Here is a 14,195-nt window from a genome sequence, read left to right as displayed (position 1 = left end):
TTCGGATGGTTTTCATTTTATATCTGAATGAATATTACTCTTCAGTTTTTTCTTCAGTAGTATCAGCCTTAGCTTCTTCTACTTTTTCTTCTACAACTGGAGCATCAGCAGCAACTACTGCTTTAGCTGGTGTAGATCTTCTGCTTCTTCTTGTAGCTTTTTTCTCCTCAGCATTCGGGTTGTAAAGCTCATTGAAATCTACCAATTCGATAAGAGCCATATCAGCAGCATCACCTGGTCTGAAACCTGTCTTAATGATTCTTGTATAACCACCGTTTCTTTCAGCGATTTTCGGAGCTACAGTTCTGAATAATTCAGCAACCGCAAATTTATTTTGAAGGTAAGAGAATACTACTCTTCTGTTGTGTGTAGTATCTTCTTTTGCTTTTGTTAATAGAGGCTCAACATATACTCTTAAAGCTTTAGCTTTAGCTACAGTAGTGTTGATTCTTTTATGCTCAATTAGAGAACAAGCCATATTAGAAAGCATCGCACTTCTGTGAGATGAAGTTCTTCCTAAGTGATTGAATTTTTTACCGTGTCTCATTATTAATTATTTATCAGCGTCTAACTTATATTTTGCAACGTCGAAACCGAAGTTAAGACCTTTTGAATGCACTAATTCTTCTAGTTCTGTCAAAGATTTTTTACCAAAATTTCTGAATTTCATCAAATCAGACTTACTGTAAGAAACCAATTCTCCAAGAGTTTCTACTTCAGCTGCTTTTAGACAGTTAAGGGCTCTTACAGAAAGATCCATATCTGCTAATTTAGACTTAAGAAGTTGTCTTGTATGAAGAGTTTCTTCATCGTACTGGATAGATGCTTTTACGGCTTCAGTTTCAAGCGTGATTCTCTCATCAGAGAATAACATGAAGTGATAAATTAATATCTTAGAAGCTTCTGTTAAAGCATTCTGAGGGCTAATAGACCCATCAGTTTCTATATCTAATACAAGTTTTTCGTAGTCTGTTTTTTGCTCTACACGATAATTTTCAATGCTGTACTGTACTTTCTTGATCGGCGTAAAAATAGAGTCAATAGCAATAGTACCTACAGGTGCATTGTTTGACTTATTTTGTTCTGAAGGAACATATCCTCTACCTTTTTCAATATTGAAAGTAATTTCGAAAGTTACATCAGTATTTAGGTTACAAATCACTAAATCCGGGTTTAAAACCTCGAATCCGTTGATCGATTTTCCTAAATCACCAGCAGTAATAATCGTTTGACCTGAAACTTTAGCAACAACCTGCTCATTCGCCTGGCCTTCTGCTGAAGCTTTTAATCTAACCTGCTTTAGGTTAAGAATAATTTCGGTAACGTCTTCGATTACTCCTGGAATAGTTGAAAATTCGTGCTCTACACCTTCTATTTTGATAGATGAAATAGCGTATCCTTCCAGAGAAGAAAGCAACACTCTTCTCAAAGCATTACCGATTGTAAGCCCGAAACCTGGTTCTAAAGGTCTGAATTCAAATTGACCTTTAAATTCATCAGAGTTAAGTAAAATTACTTTATCGGGTTTTATGAATTGTAAAATTGCCATATTATTGGGTTGAGCAAAAATTTGATTAAAAAATTATTTAGAGTAAAGTTCGACGATAAGGTTCTCCTTAATGTCCTCCGGAATTTGGATTCTTTCAGGAGCAGAAATGAAGGTACCTTCTTTCTTCTCATCGTTGAATTGTAACCACTCATAGTTTGACTTAGAAGCCAATGCATTGGTAACAACTTCAAGAGACTTAGACTTTTCTCTTACAGCGATTACATCACCAGCTTTTACCAAATAAGAAGGGATATTAAGAATTTCTCCGTTTACAGTAATGTGTCTGTGAGAAACTAATTGTCTTGCACCAGATCTAGTTTTAGCAAAACCTAATCTGTATACTACGTTATCCAATCTTGATTCACAAAGTTGTAATAGAACTTCCCCTGTTACTCCTTTGCTTCTGTGTGCTTTTTCAAATAAGTTAGCAAACTGTCTTTCTAAAATACCGTAAGTATATTTAGCTTTTTGTTTTTCAGCTAACTGAACTGCATATTCTGATTTTTTAGCACCTCTTCTTTTGTTAGGACCGTGTTGTCCTGGTGGTTGGTTTTTTCTCTTTTCGAAGTTCTTATCATCTCCGTAGATTGCAGCTCCAAACTTTCTAGCAATCTTAGTTTTAGGTCCAATATATCTTGCCATAATGGGTAAATTCAAAAATTAAACTCTTCTTCTTTTAGGTGGTCTACATCCATTGTGTGGCATTGGAGTCACATCAACGATTTCGCTAACTTCAATTCCTGAATTATGGATCGTTCTGATTGCAGATTCTCTACCTGCTCCAGGACCTTTCACATACACCTTTACTCTTCTTAATCCAGCTTCATGAGCAACATTAGAGCAATTTTCAGCTGCCATTTGAGCAGCGAAAGGAGTGTTCTTTTTAGAACCTCTGAATCCCATTTTACCGGCAGATGCCCAAGAGATAACCTCTCCGTTTTTATTTGTTAAAGAAATGATGATGTTATTGAAAGAAGCTTGAATATGTGCTTCACCAATAGCTTCAACTTTTACTTTTCTTTTTTTAACTACTTTACTTTGTTTTGCCATAATTCCTAACGATTATTTACTTGCCTTTTTCTTGTTAGCAACAGTTTTTCTCTTTCCTTTACGGGTTCTAGAGTTGTTTTTCGTTCTCTGGCCTCTTAAAGGTAATCCTAGTCTGTGACGTATTCCTCGTTGGCATCCTATGTCCATCAATCTCTTGATGTTCAATTGCACTTCAGATCTTAATTCTCCTTCTACTTTTACGTTTTCTGAGATATAGGTTCTGATTGCAGCCAATTCATCGTCATTCCATTCGTTGACTTTCTTGTCTTCGCTGATACCGGCAGCTTTAAGGATTTCAGAAGAAGTATTTCTTCCTACTCCATAGATGTAAGTTAAACCGATAACACCTCTTTTGTTTTTTGGTAAATCAATACCTGCAATTCTCGCCATAATTTAATGTTAACCTTGTCTTTGTTTAAATTTTGGGTTCTTCTTGTTGATTACGAATAGTACACCTTTTCTGCGTACGATTTTGCAATCAGCGCTTCTTTTTTTAATTGATGCTCTTACTTTCATTTTGATAGTATTTATTTTTTACAAATGCCAAATGGAATGAGTATTCCATTTGGCTAAATGTTTTAATATCTAAATGTGATCCTCCCTTTCGTTAAATCATAGGGAGACATTTCTAGTTTTACCTTATCACCAGGTAAAAGTTTAATATAGTGCATTCGCATTTTACCAGAAATATGAGCAATAAGAATATGCCCATTTTCAAGTTCTACACGGAACTGAGCGTTCGAAAGTGCTTCCGTTATAACGCCGTCTTGTTCAATATGTTTTTGTTTTGCCATAAATTAATATCCAGTCGTTCTAGACAGTTTAGATTGCATTAAGCCATCATAATGATGATTCAGCAGATATGTATTAATCTGTTGAACTGTATCTAAAATTACACCTACCATAATCAATAGTGACGTTCCCCCGAAAAATAGGGCAAACGCATCTGTCTGAACAAAGCTTCCATGCACAATTGCTGGAAGGACTGCAAAGATAGATAAAAAAATTGCACCTGGCAAGGTAATTTTTGATAAAATATCATCTAAGTAATCTGCTGTCTCTTTACCGGGTCTTACTTTCGGTACTAAACCTCCATTTCTCTTTAAATCATCAGCCATTTGGTTCACCGGAATTGTAATTGCAGTATAGAAAAACGAGAAGATAATAATTAATAGCGCAAACAATACATTGTACTGCCAGCTAAAAACATTCTTGAAACCTGCAAGAAAAGTGTTGGACTCATCGAATTTTGTTAATAATCCTGGTACGAACATCAATGCCTGAGCAAAGATAATTGGCATTACACCAGCAGCATTTACTTTCAATGGAATCCATTGTCTTGCGCCCTGCATAAGATTCTTGTTTACACCTCCTCTTGCTTGAGCTCTGCTTACATACTGAATAGGAATTTTTCTAACAGCAACTGATAAAATTACTGCTAAAAGAACAACCACCATCCAGAATAATACTTCGATAAGGATCATGATAGATCCCATTCCTCCTTTTCCGTTCTGCACGGCCATCTCCTGTACGAATGCCTCAGGTAATCTTGAAAGAATCCCCACCATAATAAGGATAGAGATACCATTTCCGATTCCCTTATCGGTAATCTTTTCACCTAACCACATTGCGAATACTGAACCACCTACCAAGATTACAATACTTGGTAACCAGAACATAATCGAATTGGGTTCTACAAAATATGCAGATTGGAACTGAGCATACGGTAAGAATAATTGAGTAATAGAAGTTAAGTAAGAAGGTGCCTGTACCAGACAAACCCCAATCGTTAACCATCTTGTAATTTGGTTCAATGTATTTCTACCTGACTCTCCATCTTTCTGAAGCTTCTGAAGATAAGGAATAGCCATCCCCATCAACTGAACAATAATAGAAGCAGAAATATAAGGCATAATTCCCAACGCCATTACGGAAGCGTGGCTGAAAGCTCCCCCCGTAAACGACGAAAGCAAGCCAAGGAGACCTGCTCCTTGCTTGTTACCGCCTTGATTTTTATAATGCTCTAAGAGATCTCCCACTTCTGCAAGGTTAATCGCTGGAAGTGAGATATAAGATGCGAATCTATACACAAGGATAATCCCTAAAGTGAAGAGAATTTTATCTCTTAATTCTTTAAGACTCCAAATATTTTTAAGTGTTTGTATAAATTCTTTCATTAGTAAGTATTATAAGGTAATTGCTTTTCCACCTGCCTTAGCAATAAGCTCTTCAGCAGATTTAGTGAACTTGTCAGCAGAGATTGAAACCGCAGATTTCAATTCTCCTCTACCCATAATTTTCACTAATTCGTTTTTAGAAACTACTCCATTTGCTACTAAAACTTCTTTCGTGATCTCTCCAGTGATGGATTTGTTCTCGATTAAAGTTTGGATAGTATCAAGATTAACTCCTCTAAACTCTTTTCTGTTTACGTTTTTGAATCCGAATTTAGGTAATCTTCTTTGTAAAGGCATCTGTCCACCTTCGAAACCGATCTTCTGAGAATAACCAGCTCTAGCTTTCTGACCTTTGTGTCCTTTTGTTGAAGTACCTCCTTTTCCTGTACCTTGACCTCTACCAATTCTTTTTGAGTTGAAAGTAGATCCTGCAGCAGGTTGTATGTTATTTAAATTCATTTTAATTTCTCTTTTATAAAATTATTTTTGAACTTCTAGTAAGTGACCTACAGCAGCTATCATTCCTAAGATAGAAGGAGTAGCTTCGTGCTCTACAACTTGGTGAAGTTTTTTTAATCCTAATGCTTCAAGCGTTCTCTTTTGGGTTTTTGTTCTACCAATAGCGCTTCTTACTTGCTTTACTTTAATTGTTGCCATTGTTTTATTATTAACCGTTAAACACTTTACTTAGAGAAACTCCTCTCATTCTAGCGATCTCTTCAGGTCTTCTGATATCCAATAACGCTTTGAAAGTAGCTTTCACCACGTTGTGAGGGTTAGAAGATCCTTTAGATTTTGAAAGGATATCGTGAATACCAGCTGATTCCAATACCGCTCTAACCGCACCACCGGCGATCAATCCTGTACCGTGAGAAGCAGGTCTTAAGAAGATATCTGCACCACCGTATCTAGCAGTAGTTTGGTGAGGAATAGTGTGGTTCATTACAGGAACTTTAACAAGGTTTTTCTTAGCGTCTTCAACTGCTTTAGCAATTGCAGAAGCAACCTCTTTAGATTTTCCTAAACCGAAACCGATAATACCTTCTTCATTTCCTACTACAACAATAGCAGAAAATCCGAAAGCTCTACCCCCTTTAGTTACTTTTGTTACTCTGTTAACAGCTACGAGACGATCTTTTAATTCTAATCCTCCCGGTTTTACTCTTTCTATATTATCTAGTCCTAACATATTTTCCGAAATTTAATGATTAGAATTTAAGTCCACCTTCTCTCGCTCCATCAGCTAGAGCTTTTACTCTACCGTGGTAAACGAAACCGTTTCTGTCAAATACAATACTTTCGATTCCTGCAGCGATAGCTTTAGCAGCGATAGCTTTACCAACAGCAGCAGAAATTTCAGTTTTAGTACCTTTAGCGTCTACACCTTTCTCTCTTGAAGAAGCTGATGCTAAAGTTTTACCATTTTTATCGTCGATTAACTGAGCGTAAATTTCCTTATTACTTTTGTATACAGATAATCTTGGCAATTCAGAAGATCCAGAGATTTTCCCTCTTACTCTTCTTTTGATTCTTATTCTTTTTTCTAATTTACTTAATGCCATAATACTTATAATTTATTAAGCAGATTTACCAGCTTTACGTCTAACAATTTCTCCTACGAATCTTACACCTTTTCCTTTGTATGGCTCAGGCTTTCTGAAAGAACGGATCTTTGCAGTCACCATTCCTAGAAGTTGCTTGTCGTGAGACGCTAAAGTAATAATTGGGTTTTTACCTTTTTCAGTCAATGTATCAACTTTTACTTCACTTGGAAGCTCTAATACGATACCGTGAGAGAATCCTAAAGCTAACTCAAGTTTTTGACCTGTGTGAGAAGCTCTATATCCTACCCCTACGAGTTCTAGTTTCTTTTCGAAACCTTCAGTTACACCAACGATCATGTTGGCGATTAACGCTCTGTATAAACCGTGAAGCGCTTTGTGTTGTTTAGAATCAGATGGTCTGTTTACGTTAAGTTCACCCTCTTTCTGTTCTAAAGTGATTCCTGCTGTAAGCTCTTGAGAAAGTTCTCCTTTCGCTCCTTTTACAGTTACTACACCATTGTTTTCAGTGATTGTAACTCCAGCTGGAATTGTTATAATTGCTTTACCAATTCTTGACATTTTCCTCTGATTAAAAATTAATAAACATAGCAGATTACTTCACCGCCTACTTTCTCTTCTCTAGCTTTCTTGTCAGTCATTACTCCTTTAGAAGTAGAGATGATAGAAATACCCAAACCGTTTAGTACTCTTGGAAGTTCAGTAGAACCTTTGTACTGTCTCAAACCTGGTCTAGAAGCTCTTTGAATAGACTTAATAGCAGGTTTGCTAGTTTGCTTATCGTACTTTAAAGCGATTTTGATCACTCCTTGAACAGCGTTATCTTCAAACTTGTAGTTTAAGATATACCCTTGATCAAATAAGATCTTAGTAATCTCCTTTTTGATTTTCGATGCAGGAATTTCCACCACTTTGTGGCCTGCGCTTTGTGCGTTCCTTACTCTTGTTAGGAAATCTGAAATTGGATCTGTTACCATTTTTCTTTTATAAATTATTGGTTAAAGACAATCAGTATTGAAAAGACTTGAAGATCAAAATATCAGACGTCAGAAATCTTCGGTCTGATATTTTTATTCTCTAGTATCTTGACAACTTAATTGTCCCGATTTTTAATTAGTAATTATTACCAACTAGCTTTTCTTACACCTGGGATAAGACCGTTGTTAGCCATTTCTCTGAAAGTTACTCTGGAAATACCAAACGTTCTCATGTATCCTCTTGGTCTACCTGTTAGTTTACATCTGTTGTGTAATCTTACAGGAGAAGCATTTTTAGGTAATTTTTGAAGTCCTTCGTAATCACCAGCTTCTTTAAGAGCTTGTCTTTTAGCAGCGTATTTAGCAACTAGTGCTTCTCTTTTGCGCTCACGCGCTTTCATTGATTCTTTAGCCATTTCTTAGTTCTTTTTAAATGGTAAACCGAAGTGAGTTAGTAATGCTTTAGCTTCTTTATCTGTCTTCGCAGTAGTAACGAAAGTGATGTCCATCCCTTGGATTTTTTTCACTTTGTCAATTACGATTTCAGGGAAGATAATCTGCTCAGTAATACCTAAGTTGTAGTTACCTCTACCATCAAAACCATCAGCTTTGATTCCAGAGAAATCTCTGATACGTGGTAAAGCAGAAGCAGTAAGTCTGTCTAAGAACTCATACATTCTGTGAGCTCTTAACGTTACTTTTGCACCTACAGGCATTCCTTTTCTAAGTTTGAATGCAGCTTCATCTTTCTTAGAGATTGTACCTACTGCTTTCTGACCTGTGATGTTAGTTAACTCTTCTACAGCATAATCAATAATTTTCTTATCTGCAGTAGCGTCTCCTAAACCTTGTGATACAACGATTTTCTCTAATCTAGGTACTTGCATAATTGACTTGTACCCGAATTCTTCCATCATTGCAGGAACAATTGTCTCTTTGTATATTTTTTTGGGTCTTGCTATAAATTCCATGTTAATTCAAATTATAAAGTTTCACCCGTTTTTTTGTTGATTCTTACTTTCGTATCTCCTTCGATTTTGTAACCGATTTTGATAGCTTTTCCGTCTTTACCAACTAAAGCTACGTTTGAGATATGAATAGAAGCTTCTTTTTCAGTAATTCCTCCTTGAGGATTTGCAGCTGAAGGCTTAACGTGTTTTTTAACGATGTTAAGTCCTGCTACGATTACTCTAGGGTCTCTCCCTTCTTTCTTAATCACTTCAATAACTTCACCAGTCTTACCTTTGATATCTTTCTTACCAGTAGTAATGATTACGTTATCTCCTCTTTTTATTTTTAACTTTGACATTTCTTTTAAAAATTTTTAAAATTAAAGTACTTCAGGAGCTAATGAAATGATTTTCATATATTCTTTGTCTCTCAACTCACGAGCAACCGGTCCGAAAACACGCGTTCCTCTCATTTCTCCTGCTGCGTTTAGTAATACACAAGCATTGTCGTCGAATTTGATGTATGAACCATCTTTTCTTCTTACTGCTTTTTTAGTTCTTACTACTACAGCTTTAGATACCTGACCTTTTTTAGCGTTTCCTGATGGTGTAGAATCTTTGATCGTAACAACGATTTTATCACCAACTGAAGCATATCTTCTTCTGGTTCCTCCCAGAACTCTGATAACTAGTACTTCTTTAGCACCTGTGTTATCAGCAACTTTTAATCTTGATTCTGTTTGTAACATTATTACTTAGCTTTTTCAATGATTCTTACTAATCTCCATCTCTTGCTCTTGCTCAAAGGTCTAGTTTCTTGGATCAAAACTGTATCACCTTCTGTGCATTCGTTGTTCTCGTCGTGTGCAGTATATTTTTTCGTTTTCAAAACGAATTTACCGTACATCGGGTGCTTTACTCTTGTAGTTTCGCTAACAACAATAGTTTTTTCCATTTTATTGCTGGAAACCACTCCGATTCTTTCTTTTCTTAAATTTCTATCCATTGTAAAATGAAATTATTGTTTGTTAGTTAACTCAGTATTTAGTCTAGCGATTGTTCTTCTCAAATCTTTGATTTGAATCGGGTTTTCAATTGGGCTGATTGCATGAGCCAATTTCAATTTTGAATATTGAGCTTTTGCTTCAGTTAATTGAGCTTGAATATCACCCGCGCTTAAATTTTTAATATCAGCATTTTTCATTGTACTCAAAGATTATAAAGGTTTAACAAAATCGTTAGCAACGATGAATTTAGTAACTACTGGTAATTTTTGTGCAGCAAGTCTTAAAGCTTCCTTAGCGATATCGTAAGGTACACCTCCGATTTCGAACATAATCTTACCTGGTTTTACTACAGCTACCCAGTATTCAACAGCACCCTTACCTTTACCCATACGTACTTCCGCTGGTTTCTTAGTAATTGGCTTATCTGGGAAGATTTTGATCCATAGTTGACCTTCTCTCTTCATATATCTTGTAGCAGCAATACGAGCAGCTTCAATTTGTCTTGCAGTGATCCAAGCCCCCTCAGTTGCTTTGATCCCAAAAGTTCCGTAAGCAAGTTGACTACCTCTTTGGGCATTCCCCTTCATCTTCATCTTGTGAACTCTACGGAATTTGGTTCTTTTTGGTTGTAACATAATCTCTAAATTTTAGATTTTAGATTTTAGATTTTAGATTTTTTTTAATTTTAAAAAAGTAACGGTAATTTAAAATTCAAAATTTCTAATCTAAAATTTTAATTATTATTGTTATTGTTGTTGTTTTTTCTAGGTCTTCTGTTGTCTCTGTCTCCTCCTCTGTTTCCTCTGTCTGACTGACCTCCTTTTTTCTGTTGTCCTACTAATGGGGAAAGTTCTCTTTTACCATAAACTTCACCTTTCATAATCCAAACTTTTACACCTAATCTACCGTAAGTAGTGTGAGCTTCTGCCCAGTGGTAATCGATATCTGCTCTGAAAGTTGACAATGGAATTCTTCCTTCTTTGAAAGATTCTGATCTTGCCATTTCAGCTCCGTTCAATCTACCAGAGATTTGAACTTTAATACCTTCAGCACCCATTCTCATAGTACTTGCCATTGCCATTTTAACAGCTCTTCTGTAAGAAATTCTGTTTTCAATTTGCTTAGAAATACTATCAGCAACTAGTACAGCGTCTAATTCAGGTCTTTTGATTTCGAAAATGTTGATTTGAATATCCTTACCTGTAAGTTTCTTCAATTCTTCTTTCAATTTATCAACTTCCTGACCTCCTTTACCGATGATTAATCCCGGTCTAGCAGTAGTGATTGTAACGGTTACTAATTTTAGTGTTCTTTCAATATAGATTTTTGAAATACCACCTTTAGATAATCTAGCCTCAAGGTATCTTCTGATTTTGTAGTCTTCAGCGATTCTGTCTCCATAATCGTTTCCACCAAACCAGTTAGAATCCCATCCTCTGATGATACCTAATCTATTACCAATTGGATTTGTCTTCTGTCCCATACCTTGATTAATTTTCTTTTTTACCTAAGATTAATGTAATGTGGTTTGATCTTTTTCTGATTCTGTACCCTCTACCTTGTGGAGCTGGTCTCAGTCTCTTCAATTGTCTTGCACTGTCTACAAAAATTTCTTTAACGATAAGATTTGCTTCTTCAATATCAGCACCTTCGTTTTTAGTTTGCCAGTTAGCCATTGCTGAAAGCAATACTTTTTCTAACTTGTTAGATGCGTCCTTTTTAGAATATTTTAGAATGTATAAAGCTTTGTCTACTTCTACTCCTCTGATGATATCAGCTACTAATCTCATTTTTCTTGGAGAAGACGGGCAATCATTATGTAATGCTTTTACTACATCTTGATTTGTTAATTTACGTGCTAATGCACTTTCTCTTTTTCTTGATCCCATGATTATCTGCTTCCTTTGTTTTTGTTACCACCATGACCTCTGAAAGATCTTGTTGGAGAAAATTCGCCTAGCTTGTGACCAACCATGTTTTCTGTAACATAAACAGGGATAAAAGATTTCCCGTTGTGTACTGCAATAGTTTGTCCTACGAAGTCCGGAGAGATCATTGATGCTCTAGACCAAGTTTTAATAACTGTCTTCTTACCAGACTCTATGTTTGTCTGAACCTTCTTATCTAAAGTATGATGAATGAATGGTCCTTTTTTAAGTGATCTTGCCATAATTATTTACGTTTAGATATGATATGACGGTTAGACGCTTTATTTTTCTTTCTGGTTTTGTAACCTTTAGCAGGCATACCATTTCTAGATCTTGGGTGACCTCCTGAAGAACGTCCTTCACCACCTCCCATTGGGTGATCTACTGGGTTCATTACAACTGCTCTTGTTCTTGGTCTTCTACCTAACCATCTGCTTCTACCAGCCTTACCTGATACAGTTAACTGGTGGTCAGAGTTAGAAACAGATCCAATCATTGCCATACATTCAGTAAGGATCATTCTAGACTCTCCTGAAGGTAATTTGATGATTGCATATTTCCCGTCTCTTGAAGTCAATTGAGCTGAAGAACCAGCACTTCTTGCTAAAATTGCACCTTGACCAGGCTTCATTTCAACACAAGAAATTACAGTACCTAATGGAATGTTTTTCAACTTCATTGCGTTCCCTACATTTGGTTCTACGCTTTCACCAGAAATTACTTTCTGATCAACTTTGATACCGTTTGGAGCGATGATATATCTCTTCTCTCCATCAGCATACTCTAGTAAAGCGATAAATGCAGTTCTGTTTGGATCATACTCTACAGTTTTTACAGTTGCTTCAACGTTTGCTTTGTTTCTTTTGAAGTCAATAATTCTGTATTTCTTTTTGTGTCCACCTCCGGTGTAACGCATGGTCATTTTACCAGTTTGGTTACGTCCACCTGACTTACTAATACCAACTGTTAGAGATTTCTCTGGTTTGTTGGTAGTAATTTCTTCAAAATTGTTAACAATTCTGAATCTCTGTCCCGGGGTGATAGGTTTTAATTTTCTAACAGACATTACTATTATATATAATTAATAATTAATTTACAGCAAAAATATCGATAACATCACCTTCAACAAGTTTAATTACCGCTTTTTTCAATTTATTTGTCTTTCCTACTTGAAGACCTTTTTTAGTGTACTTTGAAGAAACCTTCGGAGCATAAATCATTGTATTAACGTCTGCTACTTTTACACCATAAGCTGCTTCTACAGCCTTTTTAATCTGAACTTTATTCGCCTTAGGGTTAACTAAGAAAGAATAAGTACCTCTTAAATCTGTAAGGTAGTTAGCCTTTTCTGAAATAACTGGTTTAATAATAATAGACATGACTTATTTCTTTAAATTTTCCTGGAATTTTTCAACTGCACCTTCTAAGAAAATGATCTCACCAGCGTTTACTAAATCGTAAGAACTGATCTCGTTGAAGTTCATTACTTTAGTTTTAGGTAAGTTTCTTGAAGATAAATACACATTCTTGTTAGCTTCAGGAAGAACGAATAAAGATTTTTTACCGTTAAGTTCCAATGCATTTAATACATTGATAAAATCTTTAGTCTTAGGAGCACCAAAGCTCAAATCTTCTAAAACTTTAATGCTGTTATCTCTCATTTTCTGAGATAAAACAGATTTCTTAGCTAATCTCTTAAGAGCTTTGTTCAATTTGAATCTGTAGTCTCTTGGTTTTGGTCCGAATACTCTACCTCCACCTCTGAAAGTTGGAGATTTAATATCACCATATCTAGCAGATCCTGATCCTTTTTGCTTCTTAAGCTTTTTAGTAGAAGCAGTAATTTCGCTTCTTTCTTTTGCTTTATGAGTCCCTTGTCTTTGTGCAGCAAGGTACTGTTTAACTTCTAAGTAAACCGCGTGCTGATTTGGCTCAATTCCGAATACTGTTTCGTCTAGAGTTACTTTTCTTCCGGTCTCTTTTCCTGATGTATTTAATACTACTAGTTCCATTTTCTGATAATTACATAAGAATTTTTAGCTCCCGGAACAGCACCTTTTACTACTAAAAGATTTTGTTCTTGATCAACTTTTAACACTTGAAGGTTTTGAACAGTTACCTGCTTACCTCCCATTCTTCCAGCCATTCTCATCCCTTTGAATACTCTTGAAGGGTCTGAACCAGCACCGATAGAACCTGGAGCTCTAAGTCTGTTGTGCTGACCATGAGTTGCCTGCATTACACCTCCAAATCCGTGTCTTTTAACAACACCCTGGAAGCCTTTACCTTTTGAAGTTCCTGTTACGTCAACATATTCACCTTCAGCGAATAGATCAACTTTTACTTCTTCTCCTACTTTCACTTCATCAACAAATTCTCTGTAGAATTCTACTAATTTAGCTTTAGGAGCAGAACCAGCCTTTTTAAAATGGCCAGCTAACGCTTTACCAACGTTCTTCTCACTCTTGTCATCGAAACCTAATTGAACAGCTTTATATCCGTCAACTTCTAAGGTTCTGACCTGTAAAACCGAGCATGGACCAGCTTGAATAACTGTACAAGGAATGTTTTTCCCTTCTTCGTTAAACAAAGACGTCATACCGATTTTTTTACCAATAATACCTGACATTGTTTATATTATAATAAAATTTATCCTTTATTTTTCCCATTTTTCGGAAGTCTGAAGTGATTTCTACTTTTGATATAGGCACACTACGCTCCTAAAATGAGTGTGCAAATTTATGAATAATTTTGTAACCGACAAATATTTTGAGTAAAATATTTTGATTTTTAATCATTTAGACCATTTTAAGAAAAAAGTACAGGTTACAAAAATGAGTTCAACATAAACAACACCTCTTTTCTTCTCATTGTTTATTATAACAATTCAAAGCCAACAGCTGATAACAAAAAAAATGCCATAACTATAGGATAATGAAACATTTCACAATTCTCAGCAGAAAAACACCATCCTTATATTTTAAATAAAACAAGA

The 14,195-nt window shown here is 35.7% G+C and carries 28 protein-coding genes; all 28 read right to left on the bottom strand.

Annotated features, from left to right (window positions below):
• Positions 1–34: 34 nt before the first annotated feature.
• The 28 genes from rplQ to rplC all read right to left on the bottom strand — a co-directional run bounded on the left by rplQ (position 35) and on the right by rplC (position 13,829).
• A complete protein-coding gene (rplQ, locus tag EL260_RS03270; protein WP_123858830.1) occupies positions 35–547 on the bottom strand; it encodes a 50S ribosomal protein L17 in 513 nt (170 codons plus the stop codon).
• Between the two features lie 6 nt (positions 548–553).
• Complete coding sequence (locus tag EL260_RS03265; protein ID WP_066695982.1) at positions 554–1,549, bottom strand: DNA-directed RNA polymerase subunit alpha; 996 nt, start codon at positions 1,547–1,549, stop codon at positions 554–556.
• Between the two features lie 33 nt (positions 1,550–1,582).
• The gene (gene rpsD / locus EL260_RS03260) at positions 1,583–2,191 is read right to left on the bottom strand and encodes a 30S ribosomal protein S4 (protein WP_045491111.1); all 609 of its coding nucleotides are present in this window, start codon (positions 2,189–2,191) and stop codon (positions 1,583–1,585) included.
• Between the two features lie 18 nt (positions 2,192–2,209).
• On the bottom strand, positions 2,210–2,599 hold the full coding sequence (rpsK, locus tag EL260_RS03255) for a 30S ribosomal protein S11 (RefSeq protein ID WP_123858829.1): 390 nt from the start codon (positions 2,597–2,599) through the stop codon (positions 2,210–2,212).
• Positions 2,600–2,611: 12 nt separating this feature from the next.
• Positions 2,612–2,989 (bottom strand): 30S ribosomal protein S13, encoded by a 378-nt coding sequence (rpsM, locus tag EL260_RS03250; protein ID WP_034738759.1) that lies wholly within the window; start codon positions 2,987–2,989, stop codon positions 2,612–2,614.
• Positions 2,990–2,998: 9 nt separating this feature from the next.
• Positions 2,999–3,115 carry a 50S ribosomal protein L36 gene (gene rpmJ, locus EL260_RS03245; protein ID WP_007839480.1) on the bottom strand — a complete coding sequence of 39 codons (117 nt, stop codon included), beginning with the start codon at positions 3,113–3,115 and terminating at the stop codon, positions 2,999–3,001.
• 62 nt (positions 3,116–3,177) lie between these two features.
• Positions 3,178–3,393 (bottom strand): translation initiation factor IF-1, encoded by a 216-nt coding sequence (infA, locus tag EL260_RS03240; RefSeq protein ID WP_034684855.1) that lies wholly within the window; start codon positions 3,391–3,393, stop codon positions 3,178–3,180.
• 3 nt (positions 3,394–3,396) lie between these two features.
• Entirely contained in the window at positions 3,397–4,776 is a 1,380-nt protein-coding gene (secY, locus tag EL260_RS03235; RefSeq protein ID WP_103289186.1) for a preprotein translocase subunit SecY, read from the bottom strand.
• 9 nt (positions 4,777–4,785) lie between these two features.
• Positions 4,786–5,235, bottom strand: coding sequence for a 50S ribosomal protein L15 (gene rplO / locus EL260_RS03230; RefSeq protein ID WP_123858828.1), 450 nt, complete (start codon positions 5,233–5,235; stop codon positions 4,786–4,788).
• A 21-nt stretch (positions 5,236–5,256) separates the two neighbouring features.
• Positions 5,257–5,433 carry a 50S ribosomal protein L30 gene (gene rpmD, locus EL260_RS03225; RefSeq protein ID WP_027371710.1) on the bottom strand — a complete coding sequence of 59 codons (177 nt, stop codon included), beginning with the start codon at positions 5,431–5,433 and terminating at the stop codon, positions 5,257–5,259.
• Positions 5,434–5,443: 10 nt separating this feature from the next.
• Positions 5,444–5,965 carry a 30S ribosomal protein S5 gene (rpsE, locus tag EL260_RS03220; protein ID WP_045491132.1) on the bottom strand — a complete coding sequence of 174 codons (522 nt, stop codon included), beginning with the start codon at positions 5,963–5,965 and terminating at the stop codon, positions 5,444–5,446.
• Positions 5,966–5,984: 19 nt separating this feature from the next.
• Positions 5,985–6,338 carry a 50S ribosomal protein L18 gene (gene rplR / locus EL260_RS03215; protein WP_077413597.1) on the bottom strand — a complete coding sequence of 118 codons (354 nt, stop codon included), beginning with the start codon at positions 6,336–6,338 and terminating at the stop codon, positions 5,985–5,987.
• Between the two features lie 15 nt (positions 6,339–6,353).
• Entirely contained in the window at positions 6,354–6,899 is a 546-nt protein-coding gene (rplF, locus tag EL260_RS03210; RefSeq protein ID WP_123858827.1) for a 50S ribosomal protein L6, read from the bottom strand.
• Positions 6,900–6,916: 17 nt separating this feature from the next.
• The gene (gene rpsH, locus EL260_RS03205; protein ID WP_076353268.1) at positions 6,917–7,315 is read right to left on the bottom strand and encodes a 30S ribosomal protein S8; all 399 of its coding nucleotides are present in this window, start codon (positions 7,313–7,315) and stop codon (positions 6,917–6,919) included.
• A 146-nt stretch (positions 7,316–7,461) separates the two neighbouring features.
• The gene (gene rpsN, locus EL260_RS03200) at positions 7,462–7,731 is read right to left on the bottom strand and encodes a 30S ribosomal protein S14 (protein WP_002983233.1); all 270 of its coding nucleotides are present in this window, start codon (positions 7,729–7,731) and stop codon (positions 7,462–7,464) included.
• A 3-nt stretch (positions 7,732–7,734) separates the two neighbouring features.
• The gene (gene rplE, locus EL260_RS03195) at positions 7,735–8,286 is read right to left on the bottom strand and encodes a 50S ribosomal protein L5 (RefSeq protein ID WP_115973412.1); all 552 of its coding nucleotides are present in this window, start codon (positions 8,284–8,286) and stop codon (positions 7,735–7,737) included.
• 11 nt (positions 8,287–8,297) lie between these two features.
• A complete protein-coding gene (gene rplX, locus EL260_RS03190) occupies positions 8,298–8,624 on the bottom strand; it encodes a 50S ribosomal protein L24 (RefSeq protein WP_123858826.1) in 327 nt (108 codons plus the stop codon).
• Between the two features lie 21 nt (positions 8,625–8,645).
• Positions 8,646–9,014: a 50S ribosomal protein L14 gene (gene rplN / locus EL260_RS03185; protein ID WP_002983226.1), complete on the bottom strand. Its 369-nt coding sequence runs from the start codon at positions 9,012–9,014 to the stop codon at positions 8,646–8,648.
• A 2-nt stretch (positions 9,015–9,016) separates the two neighbouring features.
• Positions 9,017–9,271 carry a 30S ribosomal protein S17 gene (rpsQ, locus tag EL260_RS03180; protein ID WP_027371715.1) on the bottom strand — a complete coding sequence of 85 codons (255 nt, stop codon included), beginning with the start codon at positions 9,269–9,271 and terminating at the stop codon, positions 9,017–9,019.
• Between the two features lie 12 nt (positions 9,272–9,283).
• Positions 9,284–9,469: a 50S ribosomal protein L29 gene (rpmC, locus tag EL260_RS03175; protein WP_027371716.1), complete on the bottom strand. Its 186-nt coding sequence runs from the start codon at positions 9,467–9,469 to the stop codon at positions 9,284–9,286.
• Between the two features lie 12 nt (positions 9,470–9,481).
• Positions 9,482–9,907, bottom strand: coding sequence for a 50S ribosomal protein L16 (gene rplP / locus EL260_RS03170; RefSeq protein WP_029297776.1), 426 nt, complete (start codon positions 9,905–9,907; stop codon positions 9,482–9,484).
• A gap of 98 nt (positions 9,908–10,005) precedes the next feature.
• Complete coding sequence (rpsC, locus tag EL260_RS03165; RefSeq protein WP_034694675.1) at positions 10,006–10,755, bottom strand: 30S ribosomal protein S3; 750 nt, start codon at positions 10,753–10,755, stop codon at positions 10,006–10,008.
• 7 nt (positions 10,756–10,762) lie between these two features.
• The gene (rplV, locus tag EL260_RS03160) at positions 10,763–11,161 is read right to left on the bottom strand and encodes a 50S ribosomal protein L22 (RefSeq protein WP_103289182.1); all 399 of its coding nucleotides are present in this window, start codon (positions 11,159–11,161) and stop codon (positions 10,763–10,765) included.
• A 2-nt stretch (positions 11,162–11,163) separates the two neighbouring features.
• A complete protein-coding gene (gene rpsS / locus EL260_RS03155) occupies positions 11,164–11,442 on the bottom strand; it encodes a 30S ribosomal protein S19 (protein WP_034702850.1) in 279 nt (92 codons plus the stop codon).
• Between the two features lie 2 nt (positions 11,443–11,444).
• Positions 11,445–12,266, bottom strand: coding sequence for a 50S ribosomal protein L2 (gene rplB / locus EL260_RS03150; RefSeq protein WP_105683334.1), 822 nt, complete (start codon positions 12,264–12,266; stop codon positions 11,445–11,447).
• Between the two features lie 22 nt (positions 12,267–12,288).
• Positions 12,289–12,579 carry a 50S ribosomal protein L23 gene (rplW, locus tag EL260_RS03145; protein ID WP_123858825.1) on the bottom strand — a complete coding sequence of 97 codons (291 nt, stop codon included), beginning with the start codon at positions 12,577–12,579 and terminating at the stop codon, positions 12,289–12,291.
• A gap of 3 nt (positions 12,580–12,582) precedes the next feature.
• Complete coding sequence (gene rplD / locus EL260_RS03140) at positions 12,583–13,212, bottom strand: 50S ribosomal protein L4 (protein ID WP_047096820.1); 630 nt, start codon at positions 13,210–13,212, stop codon at positions 12,583–12,585.
• Positions 13,203–13,829 carry a 50S ribosomal protein L3 gene (gene rplC, locus EL260_RS03135; RefSeq protein ID WP_123858824.1) on the bottom strand — a complete coding sequence of 209 codons (627 nt, stop codon included), beginning with the start codon at positions 13,827–13,829 and terminating at the stop codon, positions 13,203–13,205. Before rplC ends, rplD begins: the two co-directional genes overlap by 10 nt.
• Positions 13,830–14,195 lie beyond the last annotated feature (366 nt).

This window comes from Chryseobacterium nakagawai (genome assembly GCF_900637665.1).
Taxonomy (GTDB): domain Bacteria; phylum Bacteroidota; class Bacteroidia; order Flavobacteriales; family Weeksellaceae; genus Chryseobacterium; species Chryseobacterium nakagawai.
The sequence above is the reverse complement of the archived record's forward strand: the minus strand, read 5'-3'. Positions and strand labels throughout refer to the sequence as shown.

Coding starts and splice junctions, on each gene's coding strand:
- rplQ (WP_123858830.1), bottom strand. CDS start 547: ATGAGACACGGTAAAAAATTCAATCACTTAGGAAGAACTTCATCTCAC.
- EL260_RS03265 (WP_066695982.1), bottom strand. CDS start 1,549: ATGGCAATTTTACAATTCATAAAACCCGATAAAGTAATTTTACTTAAC.
- rpsD (WP_045491111.1), bottom strand. CDS start 2,191: ATGGCAAGATATATTGGACCTAAAACTAAGATTGCTAGAAAGTTTGGA.
- rpsK (WP_123858829.1), bottom strand. CDS start 2,599: ATGGCAAAACAAAGTAAAGTAGTTAAAAAAAGAAAAGTAAAAGTTGAA.
- rpsM (WP_034738759.1), bottom strand. CDS start 2,989: ATGGCGAGAATTGCAGGTATTGATTTACCAAAAAACAAAAGAGGTGTT.
- rpmJ (WP_007839480.1), bottom strand. CDS start 3,115: ATGAAAGTAAGAGCATCAATTAAAAAAAGAAGCGCTGATTGCAAAATC.
- infA (WP_034684855.1), bottom strand. CDS start 3,393: ATGGCAAAACAAAAACATATTGAACAAGACGGCGTTATAACGGAAGCA.
- secY (WP_103289186.1), bottom strand. CDS start 4,776: ATGAAAGAATTTATACAAACACTTAAAAATATTTGGAGTCTTAAAGAA.
- rplO (WP_123858828.1), bottom strand. CDS start 5,235: ATGAATTTAAATAACATACAACCTGCTGCAGGATCTACTTTCAACTCA.
- rpmD (WP_027371710.1), bottom strand. CDS start 5,433: ATGGCAACAATTAAAGTAAAGCAAGTAAGAAGCGCTATTGGTAGAACA.
- rpsE (WP_045491132.1), bottom strand. CDS start 5,965: ATGTTAGGACTAGATAATATAGAAAGAGTAAAACCGGGAGGATTAGAA.
- rplR (WP_077413597.1), bottom strand. CDS start 6,338: ATGGCATTAAGTAAATTAGAAAAAAGAATAAGAATCAAAAGAAGAGTA.
- rplF (WP_123858827.1), bottom strand. CDS start 6,899: ATGTCAAGAATTGGTAAAGCAATTATAACAATTCCAGCTGGAGTTACA.
- rpsH (WP_076353268.1), bottom strand. CDS start 7,315: ATGGTAACAGATCCAATTTCAGATTTCCTAACAAGAGTAAGGAACGCA.
- rpsN (WP_002983233.1), bottom strand. CDS start 7,731: ATGGCTAAAGAATCAATGAAAGCGCGTGAGCGCAAAAGAGAAGCACTA.
- rplE (WP_115973412.1), bottom strand. CDS start 8,286: ATGGAATTTATAGCAAGACCCAAAAAAATATACAAAGAGACAATTGTT.
- rplX (WP_123858826.1), bottom strand. CDS start 8,624: ATGTCAAAGTTAAAAATAAAAAGAGGAGATAACGTAATCATTACTACT.
- rplN (WP_002983226.1), bottom strand. CDS start 9,014: ATGTTACAAACAGAATCAAGATTAAAAGTTGCTGATAACACAGGTGCT.
- rpsQ (WP_027371715.1), bottom strand. CDS start 9,271: ATGGATAGAAATTTAAGAAAAGAAAGAATCGGAGTGGTTTCCAGCAAT.
- rpmC (WP_027371716.1), bottom strand. CDS start 9,469: ATGAAAAATGCTGATATTAAAAATTTAAGCGCGGGTGATATTCAAGCT.
- rplP (WP_029297776.1), bottom strand. CDS start 9,907: ATGTTACAACCAAAAAGAACCAAATTCCGTAGAGTTCACAAGATGAAG.
- rpsC (WP_034694675.1), bottom strand. CDS start 10,755: ATGGGACAGAAGACAAATCCAATTGGTAATAGATTAGGTATCATCAGA.
- rplV (WP_103289182.1), bottom strand. CDS start 11,161: ATGGGATCAAGAAAAAGAGAAAGTGCATTAGCACGTAAATTAACAAAT.
- rpsS (WP_034702850.1), bottom strand. CDS start 11,442: ATGGCAAGATCACTTAAAAAAGGACCATTCATTCATCATACTTTAGAT.
- rplB (WP_105683334.1), bottom strand. CDS start 12,266: ATGTCTGTTAGAAAATTAAAACCTATCACCCCGGGACAGAGATTCAGA.
- rplW (WP_123858825.1), bottom strand. CDS start 12,579: ATGTCTATTATTATTAAACCAGTTATTTCAGAAAAGGCTAACTACCTT.
- rplD (WP_047096820.1), bottom strand. CDS start 13,212: ATGGAACTAGTAGTATTAAATACATCAGGAAAAGAGACCGGAAGAAAA.
- rplC (WP_123858824.1), bottom strand. CDS start 13,829: ATGTCAGGTATTATTGGTAAAAAAATCGGTATGACGTCTTTGTTTAAC.